The sequence below is a fragment of the Rhodococcus (subgen. Prescottella) equi genome, from assembly GCF_003013675.1.
Lineage (GTDB): Bacteria > Actinomycetota > Actinomycetes > Mycobacteriales > Mycobacteriaceae > Prescottella > Prescottella equi.
Genome location: NZ_CP027793.1, coordinates 3,970,310 through 3,985,412 on the forward strand (window position 1 = coordinate 3,970,310; position 15,103 = coordinate 3,985,412).

General features: G+C 65.3%; 29 protein-coding genes. 1 reads left to right on the forward strand and 28 read right to left on the reverse strand.

The genetic code is table 11. The annotated features are described in order from the left end of the window. Positions 1 to 41: 41 nt before the first annotated feature. From rpsD to infA, 5 genes are all read right to left on the reverse strand, one after another. Positions 42 to 647: a 30S ribosomal protein S4 gene (gene rpsD, locus C7H75_RS18540; protein WP_005518404.1), complete on the reverse strand. Its 606-nt coding sequence runs from the start codon at positions 645 to 647 to the stop codon at positions 42 to 44. 26 nt (positions 648 to 673) lie between these two features. Further along, a complete protein-coding gene (gene rpsK / locus C7H75_RS18545; RefSeq protein WP_005239680.1) occupies positions 674 to 1,087 on the reverse strand; it encodes a 30S ribosomal protein S11 in 414 nt (137 codons plus the stop codon). Continuing rightward, positions 1,087 to 1,455, reverse strand: a complete 369-nt coding sequence (gene rpsM / locus C7H75_RS18550; protein WP_005518403.1) for a 30S ribosomal protein S13 — start codon at positions 1,453 to 1,455, stop codon at positions 1,087 to 1,089. The genes rpsK and rpsM overlap by 1 nt, the downstream gene beginning before the upstream one ends. A 210-nt stretch (positions 1,456 to 1,665) precedes the next feature. Continuing rightward, complete coding sequence (rpmJ, locus tag C7H75_RS18555; RefSeq protein ID WP_003938068.1) at positions 1,666 to 1,779, reverse strand: 50S ribosomal protein L36; 114 nt, start codon at positions 1,777 to 1,779, stop codon at positions 1,666 to 1,668. Between the two features lie 77 nt (positions 1,780 to 1,856). Then, positions 1,857 to 2,078 (reverse strand): translation initiation factor IF-1, encoded by a 222-nt coding sequence (gene infA / locus C7H75_RS18560; RefSeq protein WP_003418601.1) that lies wholly within the window; start codon positions 2,076 to 2,078, stop codon positions 1,857 to 1,859. A 229-nt stretch (positions 2,079 to 2,307) separates the two neighbouring features. Between infA and dtd the strand changes: the two genes are divergently transcribed. Beyond that, the gene (gene dtd / locus C7H75_RS18565) at positions 2,308 to 2,745 is read left to right on the forward strand and encodes a D-aminoacyl-tRNA deacylase (RefSeq protein ID WP_005518401.1); all 438 of its coding nucleotides are present in this window, start codon (positions 2,308 to 2,310) and stop codon (positions 2,743 to 2,745) included. A gap of 86 nt (positions 2,746 to 2,831) precedes the next feature. Here the strand turns inward: dtd and map are convergent, their stop codons facing one another. The 23 genes from map to rplC form a co-directional block, all read right to left on the reverse strand. Next, positions 2,832 to 3,635, reverse strand: a complete 804-nt coding sequence (gene map / locus C7H75_RS18570) for a type I methionyl aminopeptidase (protein ID WP_005518398.1) — start codon at positions 3,633 to 3,635, stop codon at positions 2,832 to 2,834. Next, a complete protein-coding gene (locus tag C7H75_RS18575) occupies positions 3,635 to 4,180 on the reverse strand; it encodes an adenylate kinase (RefSeq protein WP_005518397.1) in 546 nt (181 codons plus the stop codon). The genes map and C7H75_RS18575 overlap by 1 nt, the downstream gene beginning before the upstream one ends. After that, positions 4,177 to 5,499 carry a preprotein translocase subunit SecY gene (secY, locus tag C7H75_RS18580; protein ID WP_005518396.1) on the reverse strand — a complete coding sequence of 441 codons (1,323 nt, stop codon included), beginning with the start codon at positions 5,497 to 5,499 and terminating at the stop codon, positions 4,177 to 4,179. The genes C7H75_RS18575 and secY overlap by 4 nt, the downstream gene beginning before the upstream one ends. Before the next feature lie 222 nt (positions 5,500 to 5,721). Then, positions 5,722 to 6,162 (reverse strand): 50S ribosomal protein L15, encoded by a 441-nt coding sequence (rplO, locus tag C7H75_RS18585; protein ID WP_005518395.1) that lies wholly within the window; start codon positions 6,160 to 6,162, stop codon positions 5,722 to 5,724. Positions 6,163 to 6,164: 2 nt separating this feature from the next. Further along, complete coding sequence (rpmD, locus tag C7H75_RS18590) at positions 6,165 to 6,344, reverse strand: 50S ribosomal protein L30 (RefSeq protein ID WP_005518394.1); 180 nt, start codon at positions 6,342 to 6,344, stop codon at positions 6,165 to 6,167. Beyond that, positions 6,344 to 6,985, reverse strand: a complete 642-nt coding sequence (gene rpsE, locus C7H75_RS18595; protein ID WP_005518393.1) for a 30S ribosomal protein S5 — start codon at positions 6,983 to 6,985, stop codon at positions 6,344 to 6,346. Before rpsE ends, rpmD begins: the two co-directional genes overlap by 1 nt. Before the next feature lie 31 nt (positions 6,986 to 7,016). Beyond that, on the reverse strand, positions 7,017 to 7,424 hold the full coding sequence (gene rplR, locus C7H75_RS18600) for a 50S ribosomal protein L18 (protein WP_005518392.1): 408 nt from the start codon (positions 7,422 to 7,424) through the stop codon (positions 7,017 to 7,019). A gap of 1 nt (position 7,425) precedes the next feature. After that, complete coding sequence (gene rplF / locus C7H75_RS18605) at positions 7,426 to 7,965, reverse strand: 50S ribosomal protein L6 (RefSeq protein WP_005518391.1); 540 nt, start codon at positions 7,963 to 7,965, stop codon at positions 7,426 to 7,428. 14 nt (positions 7,966 to 7,979) lie between these two features. After that, a complete protein-coding gene (rpsH, locus tag C7H75_RS18610) occupies positions 7,980 to 8,378 on the reverse strand; it encodes a 30S ribosomal protein S8 (RefSeq protein WP_005518386.1) in 399 nt (132 codons plus the stop codon). 170 nt (positions 8,379 to 8,548) lie between these two features. Beyond that, on the reverse strand, positions 8,549 to 8,734 hold the full coding sequence (locus tag C7H75_RS18615; RefSeq protein ID WP_005518383.1) for a type Z 30S ribosomal protein S14: 186 nt from the start codon (positions 8,732 to 8,734) through the stop codon (positions 8,549 to 8,551). A gap of 4 nt (positions 8,735 to 8,738) precedes the next feature. After that, the gene (rplE, locus tag C7H75_RS18620) at positions 8,739 to 9,305 is read right to left on the reverse strand and encodes a 50S ribosomal protein L5 (protein WP_005518382.1); all 567 of its coding nucleotides are present in this window, start codon (positions 9,303 to 9,305) and stop codon (positions 8,739 to 8,741) included. A 1-nt stretch (position 9,306) separates the two neighbouring features. After that, positions 9,307 to 9,624 carry a 50S ribosomal protein L24 gene (gene rplX / locus C7H75_RS18625; RefSeq protein WP_005518380.1) on the reverse strand — a complete coding sequence of 106 codons (318 nt, stop codon included), beginning with the start codon at positions 9,622 to 9,624 and terminating at the stop codon, positions 9,307 to 9,309. Then, positions 9,624 to 9,992 (reverse strand): 50S ribosomal protein L14, encoded by a 369-nt coding sequence (gene rplN, locus C7H75_RS18630; protein ID WP_005518379.1) that lies wholly within the window; start codon positions 9,990 to 9,992, stop codon positions 9,624 to 9,626. Before rplN ends, rplX begins: the two co-directional genes overlap by 1 nt. A 170-nt stretch (positions 9,993 to 10,162) precedes the next feature. Then, positions 10,163 to 10,453: a 30S ribosomal protein S17 gene (gene rpsQ / locus C7H75_RS18635; protein ID WP_005518378.1), complete on the reverse strand. Its 291-nt coding sequence runs from the start codon at positions 10,451 to 10,453 to the stop codon at positions 10,163 to 10,165. Then, positions 10,450 to 10,686, reverse strand: a complete 237-nt coding sequence (gene rpmC, locus C7H75_RS18640) for a 50S ribosomal protein L29 (RefSeq protein ID WP_005518377.1) — start codon at positions 10,684 to 10,686, stop codon at positions 10,450 to 10,452. The genes rpsQ and rpmC overlap by 4 nt, the downstream gene beginning before the upstream one ends. Beyond that, on the reverse strand, positions 10,686 to 11,102 hold the full coding sequence (gene rplP / locus C7H75_RS18645; protein ID WP_005518375.1) for a 50S ribosomal protein L16: 417 nt from the start codon (positions 11,100 to 11,102) through the stop codon (positions 10,686 to 10,688). The genes rpmC and rplP overlap by 1 nt, the downstream gene beginning before the upstream one ends. A 3-nt stretch (positions 11,103 to 11,105) precedes the next feature. After that, a complete protein-coding gene (rpsC, locus tag C7H75_RS18650) occupies positions 11,106 to 11,903 on the reverse strand; it encodes a 30S ribosomal protein S3 (protein WP_005518374.1) in 798 nt (265 codons plus the stop codon). Next, positions 11,903 to 12,307 (reverse strand): 50S ribosomal protein L22, encoded by a 405-nt coding sequence (rplV, locus tag C7H75_RS18655; RefSeq protein ID WP_005518372.1) that lies wholly within the window; start codon positions 12,305 to 12,307, stop codon positions 11,903 to 11,905. Before rplV ends, rpsC begins: the two co-directional genes overlap by 1 nt. Then, positions 12,304 to 12,585 carry a 30S ribosomal protein S19 gene (gene rpsS / locus C7H75_RS18660; RefSeq protein ID WP_005518370.1) on the reverse strand — a complete coding sequence of 94 codons (282 nt, stop codon included), beginning with the start codon at positions 12,583 to 12,585 and terminating at the stop codon, positions 12,304 to 12,306. The genes rplV and rpsS overlap by 4 nt, the downstream gene beginning before the upstream one ends. A gap of 18 nt (positions 12,586 to 12,603) precedes the next feature. Continuing rightward, entirely contained in the window at positions 12,604 to 13,437 is an 834-nt protein-coding gene (rplB, locus tag C7H75_RS18665; RefSeq protein ID WP_005518369.1) for a 50S ribosomal protein L2, read from the reverse strand. A 40-nt stretch (positions 13,438 to 13,477) separates the two neighbouring features. Further along, on the reverse strand, positions 13,478 to 13,783 hold the full coding sequence (gene rplW, locus C7H75_RS18670) for a 50S ribosomal protein L23 (protein WP_005518367.1): 306 nt from the start codon (positions 13,781 to 13,783) through the stop codon (positions 13,478 to 13,480). Continuing rightward, entirely contained in the window at positions 13,780 to 14,445 is a 666-nt protein-coding gene (gene rplD, locus C7H75_RS18675) for a 50S ribosomal protein L4 (RefSeq protein WP_005518365.1), read from the reverse strand. Before rplD ends, rplW begins: the two co-directional genes overlap by 4 nt. Continuing rightward, on the reverse strand, positions 14,442 to 15,095 hold the full coding sequence (gene rplC / locus C7H75_RS18680; RefSeq protein ID WP_005518362.1) for a 50S ribosomal protein L3: 654 nt from the start codon (positions 15,093 to 15,095) through the stop codon (positions 14,442 to 14,444). The genes rplD and rplC overlap by 4 nt, the downstream gene beginning before the upstream one ends. Positions 15,096 to 15,103 lie beyond the last annotated feature (8 nt).

Consider the following 15,103-nt stretch of genomic DNA (forward strand, 5'->3'; position numbering starts at 1 on the left):
CCCGGGAGCGGCCGTTACCGACCGCTCCCGGGTAACACGCCTTACTTCGAGTAGTACTCGACGATCAGCTGTTCCTGCAGCGGAACCTCGATCTGCGCACGCTCGGGGAGCTGGTGCACCAGGATGCGGAGGCGTCCACCGACGACCTGCAGCCAACCCGGGATCGGGCGATCGCCCTGGGTCTCACGAGCAACCTGGAACGGCAGGGTCGCCAGCGACTTCTCGCGGACATCGATGATGTCGTACTGCGAGACGCGGTAGCTGGGGATGTCGACCTTCTTGTTGTTCACGAGAAGGTGACCGTGCGTGACCAGCTGACGCGCCTGGCGGCGGGTACGGGCGAGGCCGGCGCGGTACACGACGTTGTCGAGACGCGACTCCAGGATCTGGAGCAGGTTCTCACCGGTCTTGCCGGGGCGGTTGACCGCCTCCTGGTAGTAGCGGCGGAACTGCTTCTCCATGACGCCGTAGGTGAAGCGTGCCTTCTGCTTCTCCTGCAGCTGGAGCAGGTACTCGCTCTCCTTGATGCGCGCGCGGCCGTGCTGGCCCGGCGGGTAAGGACGCCGCTCGAATGCCTGGTCGCCTCCGACGAGGTCGACGCGCAGACGACGCGACTTGCGGGTGATGGGTCCGGTATAACGTGCCATGTTCTTTTACCTATCCTTCCCGCTACTTAAACCCGACGCCGCTTGGGCGGACGGCAGCCGTTGTGCGGCTGGGGGGTGACATCGGAGATGGTGCCGACCTCGAGGCCGGCAGCCTGCAGCGAGCGGATCGCGGTCTCGCGGCCCGAGCCCGGGCCCTTCACGAAGACGTCGACCTTCTTGACGCCGTGCTCCTGCGCCTTGCGGGCAGCGTTCTCGGCGGCGAGCTGAGCAGCGAACGGCGTCGACTTGCGCGAGCCCTTGAAGCCCACGTGGCCCGACGACGCCCAGGAGATGACGTTGCCGGCCGGGTCGGTGATCGACACGATCGTGTTGTTGAAGGTGCTCTTGATGTGAGCGGCACCGTGCGGGACGTTCTTCTTGTCCCTGCGACGCGCCTTCTGGGTCTTCTTCGGACCGGTGCTACGTGACTTGGGAGGCATTACTTCTTCTTTCCTGCGACGGTGCGCTTCGGACCCTTACGGGTGCGAGCGTTGGTCTTGGTGCGCTGTCCACGCACGGGCAGACCACGGCGGTGGCGCAGGCCCTGGTAGCAGCCGATCTCGATCTTGCGGCGGATGTCCGCCTGCACCTCGCGGCGCAGGTCACCCTCGACCTTCACCGACTCCTCGATGTACTCGCGGAGCTTGGCGAGATCCTCGTCCGTGAGGTCCTTGCTGCGCAGGTCCGGGTTGACACCCGTGGCAGCCAGGATCTCCTTGGAGGTGGTACGGCCGATGCCGTAGATGTAGGTCAGTGCGATCTCCATGCGCTTTTCGCGGGGAAGATCAACACCTGCGAGACGTGCCATGTGGCATTCCTATCGGTGTGCGGAGGTCTGCTCCCAGTCCGTCCCCTGCGCATAAGACTCTGCGTTCCGATCGCAGTGGGGCCCCGGCCTCCGTGCCGGGGGTGGACCGGTACCTGCCCGTGAACGTGCTGAGCCCGGGTACCGGTTGGTGCTGAGAGGTCTTCTTTTGCTTGTTGCCAAGCAGATCTCGAAGAAGCTGTGCTGCTGGGACTAGCCCTGACGCTGCTTGTGACGCAGGTTCTCGCAGATCACCATGACGCGCCCGTTGCGGCGGATCACCTTGCACTTCTCGCAGATCTTCTTGACGCTAGGCTGAACCTTCACGTGCGTCTGATCTCCTGTTGTCTGTCCACCCGAGGGCAGACATAGTTCTCCCCGGCCGGGTGTGGCCGGGGAAGCTTTTACTTGTAGCGGTAAACGATGCGTCCACGCGACAGGTCGTAGGGCGAAAGCTCCACGACCACGCGGTCCTCGGGAAGGATGCGAATGTAGTGCTGACGCATCTTGCCGCTGATGTGCGCGAGGACCTTGTGGCCGTTCTCCAGCTCAATGCGGAACATCGCATTGGGCAGCGGCTCGACAACTCGTCCCTCGACCTCGATGGCCCCGTCCTTCTTAGCCATGTCCTCCGCGATCCGTTGAGTGGCGTATGGGTGCATCGGTTACCGTCACCGGTATCCGCTACAGCGGTGGCTCCAATTGCCGGCCGAGAACGCCACTCCGACGCGAGGTCGGACACGCAAACAACCGATACGCAGGGCGCACCGTTTTTCCATCCTACCGGCATTTGCCGACCAGGCCAAATGCGACCCCGAGTCGCCTCGGCCTCGACCGAAGGAGTGACCCCCTCACATGCGCGCCCTCGTCCAGCGAGTCACGTCGGCAGCCGTCGCGGTGGACGGCGACGAAGTCGCCCGGATCTCACCAGCCGACGACGGGCAGGGTCTGCTCGTCCTTCTCGGCGTCGGCCACGACGACGATCCTGTCGCCGCCGCGAACCTCGCCCGACGGGTGTGGCGGCTGCGCATCCTCGACGGCGAGAAGTCCGCGTCCGACGTCGACGCGCCGATTCTCGTGGTCAGCCAGTTCACCCTCCTTGCAGACACCCGCAAGAGCCGGCGGCCGTCGTGGTCCGCAGCCGCGCCCCGCGCCGTCGCCGAACCACTCGTCGCCGCATTCGGCGACGCACTGCGCGAGCTCGGCGCCACCGTCGAGGTCGGCCGGTTCGGCGAACACATGCAGGTGAGCCTCGTCAACGACGGACCGGTGACAGTCCTGTTGGAGGGATGACCCCGGGACACGAAAAAGCCGAGCGGGCAGCGACTGCTCGCTGCCCGCTCGGTGCTCTTGCTCGGTGTTCTGTGGGTGAGCTCTGCTCAGTTGTCCCCGGGCCGAAGCGTGAGGATCCTTGGACCGTCCTCGGTCACCGCGACCGTGTGCTCCCAGTGCGCGGCGCGGCTGCCGTCCGTGGTCACCACGGTCCAGTCGTCGCCGAGCACCTCGGTCTCGTACGTGCCGAGCGTGAGCATCGGCTCGATCGCGAGAACCGACCCGATGACGAGGTGCGGACCCTTACCGGGCGCTCCCTCGTTCGGCAGGAACGGATCCATGTGCATCTCGCGGCCGATCGCGTGCCCCCCGTAGCCGTCGACGATCCCGTAGGACCTGCCGTGCAGCTTCTCCGCGGCATGCGTGCCGAGCTCGATGGCGTGGGAGACATCGGTGAGGCGGTTGCCCTCGACCATCGCCGCGATCCCCGCCTCCATCGACAGCCGCGTCGCCTCACTCAGCTGCGCATCCGCCTCACTGAGTTCGCCGACACCGAACGTCCATGCCGAGTCGCCGTGCCAACCGTCGAGGATCGCTCCGCAGTCGATCGACACGAGGTCACCCTCGACCAGGATGTCGTCCGCCGACGGGATGCCGTGCACGACGCGATCGTTGACCGACGAGCAGATCGAGCCGCTGAAACCGTGGTAACCGAGGAACGACGGCACAGCGCCGGCGTCCCGGATCACCGATTCCGCGACCCGGTCCAACTCGAGGGTGCTGACACCGGGCTTGGCCGCGTCCCGCACCGCCACGAGGGCGGCGCCGACGATCGCGCCCGCCGCCGCCATGGCGTCGAGCTCACCCGCCGTGCGGAACGGAACAACCTTGCGCTTGCGGCCGAAAGCCATTACTTCCCCAGCGCGGCCAGGGCGCGGGCGTTGACCTCTTCGACAGCGCCGACGGCGTCGACGGTGACGATCTGGCCGGCGTAGTAATCGAGCAGCGGTGCCGTCTCCTCGCGGTAGACGCGCATGCGGTTACGGATCACGTCTTCGGTGTCGTCGGCGCGACCGCGGGCGAGCATCCGTTCGACGACGACCTCGTCGTCGACGTCGAACGCCAGCACACCGTCGAGCTTGGCGCCGAGCCCCTCGAGGATGCCCTCGAGCGCCTTCGCCTGATCGACCGTGCGCGGGAAACCGTCCAGCAGGAAGCCGTTGGCGGCATCCGGTTCGGCGACGCGGGCCTTCACCATGTTGTTCGTGATCTCGCTCGGGACGAGATCGCCCGCATCGAGGTACTTCTTGGCCTCGAGCCCCAGCGGCGTCTCCTGCCCGATGTTCGCACGGAAGAGATCTCCGGTGGAGATGTGCGGAACACCCAACTTCTCGGACAGAATCGCGGCCTGGGTGCCCTTACCGGCACCGGGAGGACCAAGGAGGACAAGTCTCACTTGAGGAACCCTTCATAGTTTCGCTGCATGAGCTGGCTCTCGATCTGCTTCACGGTATCGAGGCCCACACTGACCATAATCAGCACCGCGGTGCCACCGAACGGCAGGTTCTGCACCCCACCCGAATTGCCGATGTCGAGGAACAGATTCGGCAGGACCGCGATGGTGCCGAGATAGATCGCACCCGGCAGAGTGATACGGCTCAGTACGTAGTTCAAGTAGTCGGCGGTCGGGCGACCCGGACGGATGCCCGGGATGAAGCCGCCGAACTTCTTCATCTCGTCCGCGCGTTCCTCCGGATTGAAGGTGATCGCGACGTAGAAGTAGGTGAAGAAGACGATCATGCCGAAGTAGATCAGGATGTAGACCGGGTTGGCCGGGTTCACCAGGTACTCGTTGATGAACCGCTGCCACCAGCTCGGATCCGTGCTCGTGTTGGCGCCGGTGAGCTGCGCGATGAGGTTCGGCAGGTACAGCAGCGACGACGCGAAGATCACCGGGATGACGCCGGCCTGGTTGACCTTGAGCGGCAGGTACGTGGACGATCCGCCGTACATGCGGCGACCGACCATGCGCTTGGCGTACTGCACCGGGATCCGGCGCTGACCCTGCTCGACGAACACGACGCCCGCGATGATCGCCAGCGCCGCGACACACACGAGTGCGAAGGTGAGGCCGCCACGGCTGTCGAGGATGGCCTTGCCCTCGGACGGGATGCGCGAGGCGATACCGGCGAAGATCAGCAGCGACATGCCGTTGCCGACTCCGCGTTCGGTGATGAGCTCACCGAACCACATGACGAGCGCAGCGCCGGCCGTCATCACCAACACGATGATGATCAACCCGAAGACGCTCTCGTCCGCGATGATCGGTTGGCTACAGCCCTGCAGCAACTGGCCGCGCGCAGCGAGCGCAACGATGCCGGTCGACTGCAGGATCGCGAGCGCGATCGAGAGGTAGCGCGTGTACTGCGTCATCTTCGCCTGGCCCGACTGGCCCTCCTTGCGGAGTTCCTCGAACTTGGGGATGACGACAGTGAGGAGCTGGACGATGATGCTCGCCGTGATGTACGGCATGATGCCGATCGCGAACACCGACAGCTGCAGGAGCGCGCCGCCGGAGAACAGGTTGATCAGCGAGTAGATGCCGGCCGACTCACCGCCGGAGACCTGGTCGATACAGGCACGGACGTTTCCGTAGTCGACGCCCGGGGACGGCAGCGTCGCGCCGAGGCGATACAGGGCGACCAGACCGAGTGTGAAGAGGATCTTCCGCCTCAGGTCTACCGTCCTGAGGGCCGAGACAAAGGCGGAAAGCAAAGATCCTCCTGGGCGCACGACTGGCAGGGAAGCGAACCTATTGGTCCGTCCGGTGGGATTGCAGAACTCTAGAACTCTAACAGTGACACATGAAATTACAGCCCAGTCCCGGGCTGTCCGGCCACCAGTATGCCTCGCCGAGAAGGCCGCTGAACGAAGAATGGCCGCAGCACCACCCCGAGGGACGGTGTTGCGGCCATTCTTGCGATCAGACGAGCGAGATCACAGCTCGGTGGTGGTACCACCGGCAGCGGCGATCTTCTCCTTGGCAGCGCCCGAGAACTTGTTCGCGGTGACCTGGACGGCAACCGCGATCTCGCCCTCGGCGAGCACCTTCACGAGCTGGTTCTTGCGAACCGCGCCCGCGGCGACGAGCTCGGCAACGCCGATCTGTCCACCCTCGGGGAACAGACGGGCGATGTCGCCGACGTTGACGACCTGGTACTCGGTGCGGAACGCATTCTTGAAGCCCTTGAGCTTGGGCAGACGCATGTGAAGCGGCATCTGTCCACCCTCGAAGGCGGCCGAGACGTTCTTGCGAGCCTTGGTGCCCTTGGTACCGCGACCGGCGGTCTTGCCCTTCGAGCCCTCACCGCGACCGACGCGAGTCTTGTCGGTCTTGGCTCCGGCAGCAGGACGCAGGTGGTGCAACTTGATGGTCATGGTTAGACCTCCTCAACCGTGACGAGGTGGCGCACCACGTTGATCAGACCACGGTTCTGCGCGTTGTCCTCGCGGACGACGGACTGACGGATGCCCTTCAGTCCGAGGGTGCGCATGCTGTCCCGCTGGTTCTGCTTGGTGCCGATGGTGCTCTTGACCTGGGTGACCTTGAGCTGTGCCATTACTTCACGCTCCCAGCCTGTGCACGAGCGCGGAGCATGCCGGCAGGGGCAACGTCCTCGAGGGGCAGGCCACGACGGGCTGCAACCTCTTCCGGACGCTGCAGACCCTTGAGGGCGGCAACCGTCGCGTGCACAACATTGATGGCGTTGTCGCTACCCAGCGACTTGGCGAGGATGTCGGAGACACCCGCGCACTCCAGCACGGCACGCACCGCGCCACCGGCGATGACACCGGTACCGGGGCTGGCCGGACGCAGCATGACGACGCCGGCAGCCGCCTCACCCTGGACGGGGTGAGTGATGGTGCTACCGATCAGCGGCACGCGGAAGAAGTTCTTGCGAGCTTCCTCGACGCCCTTCTGGATGGCCGCGGGAACTTCCTTGGCCTTGCCGTAGCCGACACCGACGAGTCCGTTGCCGTCGCCGACGATCACGAGAGCGGTGAAGCTGAAGCGACGACCACCCTTGACGACCTTCGAGACGCGGTTGATGGAGACGACGCGCTCGATGTGGTTCGACTTCTCGGCGGCGTTGTCACGACGGTTGTCCCGACGATCACGGCCACCGCGGTTGTCGCCCTGGTTCGGGCCATTCTGTCCGGCGGGTCCGCTTCCGCCGTCACGCCTTTGACGTCCCGGCATCAGGCATTCCTTCCGTTAGTAATGTTGGTCATCAGAACTTCAACCCGCCTTCGCGTGCGGCGTCCGCCAGGGCCGCGATGCGGCCGCTGTAGGTGTGGCCACCGCGGTCGAAGACCACGGCCTCCACGCCGGCAGCCTTGGCACGCTCGGCGATCAGCTGACCGACCTTGGCACCGCGAGCCTTCTTGTCGCCCTCCAGCGCACGCACGTCGGCCTCGATGGTCGACGCAGCGGCCAGGGTCTTGCCGGCCAGGTCGTCCACCAGCTGCACGTGGATGTGCCGCGACGAACGGTTCACCACGAGACGGGGACGCTCGGGGGTGCCGGAGACCTTCTTGCGGAGACGGAAGTGACGACGCGCCTTCGACAGACGACGCGTGGTGGACACGTCCTTGCCCAGCGGGATCCGCTTGGCTTTCTGATTTGCAGTCTGGCTCATATCACTTACCCGTCTTTCCGACCTTGCGACGGACCTGCTCACCCTCGTAGCGGATGCCCTTGCCCTTGTACGGGTCGGACTTGCGCAGGCGGCGGATGTTGGCCGCGATCTGGCCGACCTTCTGCTTGTCGATGCCGGAGATCGAGAACTTGGTCGGCGACTCGACAGCGAAGGTGATGCCCTCCGGAGCCTCGATCGGGACCGGGTGGCTGTAGCCGAGGGCGAACTCGAGGTCCTGACCCTTCAGCGCCACACGGTAACCGACACCGTGGATCTCCATCTTGGTGGTGTAACCAGCGGTGACACCGGTGATCATGTTCTGCACCAGGGTGCGCGACAGACCGTGCAGCGCACGGCTGCGACGCTCGTCGTCGGGACGGGTGACCAGCAGGGCACCGTCCTCACCCTTGGCGACCGAGATCGGCTCGGACACGGTCAGCGACAGCGAACCCTTGGGTCCCTTGATCGCGACGTCCTGGCCGTCGATGGTCACGTCGACGCCCGCGGGGACGGCGACCGGAATCTTTCCAATACGCGACATAGTGGTGGCCTCTCTTACCAGACGTAGGCGAGGACTTCCCCGCCCACACCCTGATTGGCCGCCTGACGATCGGTGAGCAGACCGGACGACGTGGAGATGATGGCCACGCCGAGGCCGCCCAGGACCTTGGGCAGGTTGGTGGACTTCGCGTACACGCGCAGACCGGGCTTCGAGACTCGGCGCAGGCCGGCGAGGCTGCGCTCGCGGCTCGGGCCGTACTTGAGGTCGACGATCAGCGTCTTGCCGACCTCGGCATCCTCGGTGCGGTAGTCGGCGATGTAGCCCTCGCGCTTGAGGATCTCGGCGATGTTCGCCTTGATCTTCGAGTGCGGCAGCTTCACCTCGTCGTGGTACGCCGAGTTGGCATTACGCAGACGCGTCAAGAAGTCTGCGATCGGATCAGTCATGGTCATGAGTTGACCTGTGCACCTTTCTCGTTGGGGTTCCCATGCAACACCGGAGTCCGGGCCCGCTCCCCCGATCACTCGGAGGAACGGGCCCGGCCCGATCGTGGGCCTACAACGAAGTGGTTCTTTACTTCACCGTTCCCGCGGGTGCGGGACGGAAGTCTTCGTTGGTTCGCTTACCAGGAGCTCTTGTGAACGCCCGGCAGCTCGCCGGCGTGCGCCATCTCGCGAACGCAGATTCGGCACAGGCCGAACTTGCGGAACACGGAGTGCGGACGTCCGCACTTCTGGCAGCGGGTGTACGCGCGCACCGCGAACTTCGGCTTCTTGTTGGCCTTGTTGACCAGTGCCTTCTTAGCCATGGGCTCAGTTCTCCTTGAACGGGAAGCCGAGGTGCTTGAGCAGCGCACGGCCTTCTTCGTTGTTGGTGGCGGTGGTCACGACGGTGATGTCCATACCGCGCGGACGATCGATCTTGTCCACGTCGATCTCGTGGAACATCGACTGCTCGTTGAGGCCGAACGTGTAGTTGCCGTTGCCGTCGAACTGGTTGCCCGACAGGCCGCGGAAGTCGCGGATACGGGGCAGCGCGATGGACACGAGACGGTCCAGGAACTCCCACATGCGGTCGCCGCGCAGCGTCACGCGCGCGCCGATCGGCATGCCCTCACGCAGCTTGAACTGCGCGATGGACTTGCGGGCCTTCCGGATCTCCGGCTTCTGACCGGTGATCAGGGTCAGGTCGGCAACCGCGCCGTTGATCAGCTTGGCGTCACGGGCGGCGTCGCCGACACCCATGTTGACGACAACCTTGACCAGGCCGGGGATCTGCATGACGTTCGCGTAATCGAACTCAGCGTTCAGCGCGTCCTTGATCTCCGCACGGTAGCGGGCCTTCAGGCGCGGCTGGGTCTTGTTCTCGGTGGAGGTCATGTCAGATGTCCTTCCCGTTCTTCCGGGAAATGCGAACGCGCTTGCCGGTCTCCTCGTCGGTGCGGTAGCCGACGCGAGTCGGGTTCCCGTCCGAGTCGACGACCATGACGTTCGAGACGTTGATCGGAGCTTCCTGCGTCACGATGCCGCCCGAGGAGGCGCCACGCTCGTTCGCAGAAACCGCGGTGTGCTTCTTGATGCGGTTGACGCCCTCGACGAGGACCTTGTTGGTCGCGGGGTAGGCCTGGATGACCTTGCCCTTCGCGCCCTTGTCCTTGCCGGCGATGACCAGCACGGTGTCACCCTTGTGCACCTTCATCACAGCACCTCCGGGGCGAGCGAGACGATCTTCATGAACTTCTTCTCGCGCAGCTCACGGCCGACGGGGCCGAAGATGCGAGTGCCGCGAGGATCGTTGTCCGCCTTGATGATGACGGCAGCGTTCTCGTCGAACTTGATGTAGGAACCGTCCGGACGACGACGCTCCTTGGCGGTGCGGACGACGACGGCCTTGACGACGTCACCCTTCTTCACGTTTCCACCCGGGGTTGCGTCCTTGACGGTGGCGACGATGATGTCGCCGATCCCGGCGTAGCGACGAGACGAGCCACCGAGAACGCGGATGCAGAGAATCTCCTTGGCACCCGTGTTGTCGGCGACGCGCAGTCGCGACTCCTGCTGAATCACTTACTTCTCCTTGACCTGGCTTGTTTCGACCTGGTGGTTCACACGCGAATCACCGGGTCGTGCGCGGCAGATTTCCGACCCGACGCGCGCGGTCCGTACCCGCCGATGGTGGGGCCACCACTGCTTTCACAGGGCAACCCCACCATCGTACTGGATACACTCTTCGGCTCTTACTTGGCCTTCTCGAGGACCTCGACCAGACGCCAGCGCTTGGTGGCCGACAACGGACGGGTCTCCATCAGCTGCACGCGATCGCCGATGCCGGCGGTGCCGTTCTCGTCGTGCGCCTTGACCTTGGTGGTCCGACGGATGATCTTGCCGTAGAGCGGGTGCTTCACCCGGTCCTCCAGCTCGACCACGATGGTCTTCTCCATCTTGTCGGAGACCACGTAACCGGTGCGGACCTTGCGGCTGCCGCGATCTTCGGTGCTGTTGGTGCTCACTGCCTTATCCTCGCTCATGCGGCGTCACCTGCGTCCGGACCAGCGGCCAGGCCGAGCTCGCGCTCACGCAGGACGGTGTAGATGCGCGCAATCTCGTGACGGACCGTGCGCAGCCGGCGGTTGTTGTCCAGCTGGCCGGTTGCCATCTGGAAGCGAAGGTTGAACAGTTCTTCCTTCGCCTCGCGGAGCTTGGTGACCAGTTCTTCGTCGGTCAGCTCGCGGAGCTCTGCAGCAGGGCTGGTGGTTGCCATCAGAACTGCTCCTCCCTCGTCACGATCCGGCACTTGCACGGGAGCTTGTGCATCGCGCGGCGCAGGGCCTCGCGGGCGATCTCCTCGTTCGGGTAGCTCATCTCGAACATGACCCGTCCGGGCTTGATGTTCGCGACCCACCACTCCGGCGAACCCTTACCGGAACCCATGCGGGTCTCGGCAGGCTTCTTGGTGAGCGGGCGATCCGGGAAGATGTTGATCCAGATCTTGCCGCCACGCTTGATGTGGCGAGTCATGGCGATACGAGCGGACTCGATCTGCCGGTTGGTGATGTAGGCGGGCTCGAGAGCCTGGATGCCGTACTCACCGAAGGCCACCTGGGTACCGCCCTTGGCGGCACCCGAACGGCTCGGGTGGTGCTGCTTGCGGTGCTTGACCCGGCGCGGGATCAACATGCGTCAGCCCTCCTTCTGCTCGGTAGAAGCGGGAGCATCGGCGGTTGCGGTCGCAGCGCGACCGGCCTCGGTGCTGGTCGCCGTGGTGCCGGCGGCACCGGAGCGACGCGGACGGCTCGGGCGCTCGCGACGCGGGCGCTCGGCCGGGGCGGCGGCGGACAGCTCACGCTTGCCACCGACGATGTCGCCCTTGTAGATCCAGACCTTCACGCCGATGCGACCGAAGGTGGTCTTGGCCTCGTAGAGGCCGTAGTCGATGTCCGCACGCAGCGTGTGCAGCGGAACGCGACCCTCACGGTAGAACTCCGAGCGGCTCATCTCGGCGCCGCCGAGGCGGCCCGAGCACTGCACGCGGATGCCCTTGACGTTCGGCTGACGCATGGCCGACTGGATGGCCTTGCGCATCGCACGACGGAACGCGACACGGTTCGAGAGCTGCTCGGCGACACCCTGTGCCACGAGCTGAGCCTCGGCCTCGGCGTTCTTGACCTCGAGGATGTTCAGCTGGACCTGCTTGCCGGTCAGCTTCTCGAGCTCGGCGCGGATGCGATCGGCCTCGGCGCCACGGCGACCGATGACGATGCCCGGACGCGCGGTGTGGATGTCCACACGCACACGGTCACGGGTGCGCTCGATCTCGACCTTCGCGATGCCCGCGCGCTCCATGCCGGTGGCGAGGAGCTTACGGATCGCGACGTCTTCCTTGACGTACTCCGCGTACTGCTTGTCTGCGTACCAGCGCGACTTCCAGTCGGTCGTGATGCCGAGACGGAAGCCGTGCGGGTTGATCTTCTGGCCCACTACTGACCACTTCCCTTCCGGCGGTTACGACCCGAGGCGGCACCCCGGTTCGCCACACTTTCCACAATGACGGTGATGTGGCTCGAACGCTTGCGGATCCGGAAGGCCCGGCCCTGGGCGCGCGGCTGGAACCGCTTGAGGGTCGCACCCTCGTCCACGAACGCCGTCGAGACGACGAGGGTGGCGGGATCCAGATTCAGGTTGTTCTGCGCGTTGGCAGCGGCGCTGGCGATCACCTTCGCGACCGGCTCAGCCGCGGCCTGCGGTGCGAACTTGAGGATCGCGAGAGCCTCGTCGACCGACTTGCCGCGGACGATGTCCACGACACGGCGCGCCTTCATGGGGGTCACGCGCACGTGGCGCGCGACCGCCTTCGCGGTGGGGTTCTGGGTTTCAGTACTCATCGACGCTTGCTCTTCCGGTCGTCCTTGATGTGGCCCTTGAACGTCCTGGTCGGTGCAAACTCTCCGAGCTTGTGGCCAACCATCGAATCCGAAACGAACACCGGAACGTGCTTGCGTCCGTCGTGGACGGCAAACGTGTGACCGATGAAGTCCGGAATGATCGTGGAACGACGGCTCCAGGTCTTGATGACCTGCTTGGTGCCCTTCTCGTTCTGCACGTCCACCTTCGCAAGGAGGTGGTCATCGACGAACGGGCCCTTCTTCAGGCTGCGTGGCATCCTTCACTCCCTCCTTGACTAGCGCTTCTTGCCGGTACGGCGACGACGGACGATGAGCTTGTCGCTCGCCTTGTTCTTGCGGGTGCGGCCCTCGGGCTTGCCCCAGGGGCTGACCGGGTGGCGACCACCGGAGGTCTTACCCTCACCACCACCGTGCGGGTGGTCGACCGGGTTCATGACGACACCACGGACGGTCGGGCGGACGCCCTTCCAGCGCATGCGGCCGGCCTTGCCCCAGTTGATGTTCGACTGCTCGGCGTTGCCGACCTCGCCGACGGTGGCGCGGCAGCGCACGTCGACGCGACGGATCTCACCGGACGGCATACGCAGCGTGGCGTAGGTGCCTTCCTTGCCCAGCAGCTGGATGCTGGCGCCGGCGGAGCGGGCCATCTTGGCACCGCCGCCCGGACGCAGCTCCACAGCGTGGATCGTGGTACCGGTGGGGATGTTGCGCAGCGGCAGGTTGTTGCCCGGCTTGATGTCGGCGCCTGCGCCGGACTCGATCGGAGCGCCCTGCACCAGGCCCTTGGGGGCGATGATGTAGCGCTTCTCGCCGTCTGCGTAGTGCAGCAGCGCGATGCGAGCGGTGCGGTTGGGGTCGTACTCGATGTGAGCGACCTTGGCCGGCACGCCGTCCTTGTCGTTGCGACGGAAGTCGATCAACCGGTAGGCGCGCTTGTGACCGCCACCCTTGTGACGGGTGGTGATGCGACCGTGGGCGTTACGACCACCGCGACCGTGCAGCGGGCGAATGAGCGACTTCTCGGGCGTCGACCGAGTGATCTCGGCGAAGTCCGAGACGCTCGAGCCGCGGCGGCCCGGGGTAGTCGGCTTGTACTTACGGATTGCCATGAGTCTTCTCGTCCTCTATATCTCGTCAAGTCCCAGACGCTTACGCGACCGGGCCTCCGAAGATCTCGATGGGCTTGCTGTCGGCCGAGAGGGTCACGAGCGCGCGCTTGGTGTCCTTGCGCTTGCCGTAACCGAAGCGGGTCCGCTTGCGCTTGCCCTGACGGTTGGCGGTGTTGACGCTGGTCACGGTGACGCCGAAGACCTTCTCGACGGCAATCTTGATCTGCGTCTTGTTCGAGTCCGGGTGCACCAGGAAGGTGTAGGTGCCTTCCTCGATCAGTCCGTAGGACTTCTCGGAGATGACCGGGGCCAGCAAGATGTCGCGGGGGTCGGCGATGGTGGTCACTTGCTCTCCTCCTCGTTCTTGGCCGGGCCCGCGATGAAGGTGTTCAGAGCCTCGAGGCTGAACACGACGTCATCGCTGTTGAGCACGTCGTAGGTGTTGAGCTGGTCGGGTGCGATGGGGTGCACGCCGTCCAGGTTCTGGACGCTCTTCCACGCGGCGATGTCCTCGCGGCCGACGACCAGCAGGAACTTCTTGCGGTCGGACAGCTCGCCCAGGAACGACTTCGCCGTCTTGGTGGACGGGACCTGCCCGGCGACCAGTTCGGTGATGACGTGGATGCGCTCGTTGCGGGCCCGGTCGGAGAGGGCGCCACGCAGAGCGGCAGCCTTCATCTTCTTGGGGGTGCGCTGCGAGTAGTCGCGCGGCTGCGGGCCGTGGACGGTGCCACCGCCGGCGAACTGCGGCGCACGGGTCGAGCCCTGACGTGCGCGGCCGGTGCCCTTCTGGCGGTACGGCTTCTTGCCACCACCGCGGACCTCGCCGCGGGTCTTGGTGGAGTGCGTGCCCTGACGTGCCGCAGCGAGCTGCGCGACGACGACCTGGTGCATCAGAGCGATGTTCGCGGTCGCGTCGAAGATCTCGGAGGGGAGATCGACGGTGCCGTTGGTCTTGCCACCGGCGGCCTTGACGTCGAGGGTCAGCTTGGTTGCGGTCTCGGTCATGCCGAAGCACCACCCTTCACTGCGGTCTTGACGATCACGAGGCCACCCTTGCGGCCCGGGATCGCACCCTTGATCAGCAGCAGACCGTTCTCGGCATCCACCTTGTGGACCGAGAGGTTCTGCGTCGTGATGCGGTCGGAGCCCATACGGCCCGACATGCGCATGCCCTTGAACACGCGACCGGGGGTGGCACAGCCACCGATGGAACCCGGGCGACGGTGGACAGCCTGTGCGCCGTGGGAGGCGCCCTGGCCGGCGAAGCCGTGACGCTTCATGGTGCCGGCGAAGCCCTTGCCCTTGCTGGTGCCGGTGACGTCGACGTATGCGCCGTCCTCGAACACCTCGGCCGTCAGCTCCTGGCCGACCTCGTACTCCGAGGTGTCGGCGACGCGGAGCTCGACGACGTGGCGACGCGGGGTGACGCCGGCCTTGGCGAACTGGCCCGAGGTGGGCTTGTTCACCTTGCGCGGGTCGATGGCGCCGAACGCCAGCTGCACGGCGCTGTAGCCGTCACGCTCTTCGGTACGGATCTGGGTGACGACGTTCGGCCCGGCCTTGACGACGGTGACCGGAACGACCCGGTTGTTCTCGTCGAAGACCTGGGTCATGCCGAGCTTGGTGCCCAGGATTCCCTTGATCTGATTAGTCATTTGATATC

What these genes read in the sequence shown, in the direction of transcription:
- rpsD (WP_005518404.1), bottom strand. Translation starts at nt 647, where the DNA reads ATGGCACGTTATACCGGACCCATCACCCGCAAGTCGCGTCGTCTGCGC.
- rpsK (WP_005239680.1), bottom strand. Translation starts at nt 1,087, where the DNA reads ATGCCTCCCAAGTCACGTAGCACCGGTCCGAAGAAGACCCAGAAGGCG.
- rpsM (WP_005518403.1), bottom strand. Translation starts at nt 1,455, where the DNA reads ATGGCACGTCTCGCAGGTGTTGATCTTCCCCGCGAAAAGCGCATGGAG.
- infA (WP_003418601.1), bottom strand. Translation starts at nt 2,078, where the DNA reads ATGGCTAAGAAGGACGGGGCCATCGAGGTCGAGGGACGAGTTGTCGAG.
- dtd (WP_005518401.1), top strand. Translation starts at nt 2,308, where the DNA reads ATGCGCGCCCTCGTCCAGCGAGTCACGTCGGCAGCCGTCGCGGTGGAC.
- map (WP_005518398.1), bottom strand. Translation starts at nt 3,635, where the DNA reads ATGGCTTTCGGCCGCAAGCGCAAGGTTGTTCCGTTCCGCACGGCGGGT.
- rplO (WP_005518395.1), bottom strand. Translation starts at nt 6,162, where the DNA reads ATGACCATCAAGTTGCACCACCTGCGTCCTGCTGCCGGAGCCAAGACC.
- rpmD (WP_005518394.1), bottom strand. Translation starts at nt 6,344, where the DNA reads ATGGCACAGCTCAAGGTCACCCAGGTCAAGAGCACCATCGGCACCAAG.
- rpsE (WP_005518393.1), bottom strand. Translation starts at nt 6,985, where the DNA reads ATGCCGGGACGTCAAAGGCGTGACGGCGGAAGCGGACCCGCCGGACAG.
- rplR (WP_005518392.1), bottom strand. Translation starts at nt 7,424, where the DNA reads ATGAGCCAGACTGCAAATCAGAAAGCCAAGCGGATCCCGCTGGGCAAG.
- rplF (WP_005518391.1), bottom strand. Translation starts at nt 7,965, where the DNA reads ATGTCGCGTATTGGAAAGATTCCGGTCGCCGTCCCCGCGGGCGTCGAC.
- rpsH (WP_005518386.1), bottom strand. Translation starts at nt 8,378, where the DNA reads ATGACCATGACTGATCCGATCGCAGACTTCTTGACGCGTCTGCGTAAT.
- C7H75_RS18615 (WP_005518383.1), bottom strand. Translation starts at nt 8,734, where the DNA reads ATGGCTAAGAAGGCACTGGTCAACAAGGCCAACAAGAAGCCGAAGTTC.
- rplE (WP_005518382.1), bottom strand. Translation starts at nt 9,305, where the DNA reads ATGACCTCCACCGAGAACAAGACCCAGCCGCGCCTGAAGGCCCGCTAC.
- rplX (WP_005518380.1), bottom strand. Translation starts at nt 9,624, where the DNA reads ATGAAGGTGCACAAGGGTGACACCGTGCTGGTCATCGCCGGCAAGGAC.
- rpsQ (WP_005518378.1), bottom strand. Translation starts at nt 10,453, where the DNA reads ATGAGCGAGGATAAGGCAGTGAGCACCAACAGCACCGAAGATCGCGGC.
- rpmC (WP_005518377.1), bottom strand. Translation starts at nt 10,686, where the DNA reads ATGGCAACCACCAGCCCTGCTGCAGAGCTCCGCGAGCTGACCGACGAA.
- rplP (WP_005518375.1), bottom strand. Translation starts at nt 11,102, where the DNA reads ATGTTGATCCCGCGCCGGGTCAAGCACCGCAAGCAGCACCACCCGAGC.
- rplV (WP_005518372.1), bottom strand. Translation starts at nt 12,307, where the DNA reads ATGAGTACTGAAACCCAGAACCCCACCGCGAAGGCGGTCGCGCGCCAC.
- rpsS (WP_005518370.1), bottom strand. Translation starts at nt 12,585, where the DNA reads ATGCCACGCAGCCTGAAGAAGGGCCCGTTCGTCGATGACCACCTCCTT.
- rplB (WP_005518369.1), bottom strand. Translation starts at nt 13,437, where the DNA reads ATGGCAATCCGTAAGTACAAGCCGACTACCCCGGGCCGCCGCGGCTCG.
- rplD (WP_005518365.1), bottom strand. Translation starts at nt 14,445, where the DNA reads ATGACCGAGACCGCAACCAAGCTGACCCTCGACGTCAAGGCCGCCGGT.
- rplC (WP_005518362.1), bottom strand. Translation starts at nt 15,095, where the DNA reads ATGACTAATCAGATCAAGGGAATCCTGGGCACCAAGCTCGGCATGACC.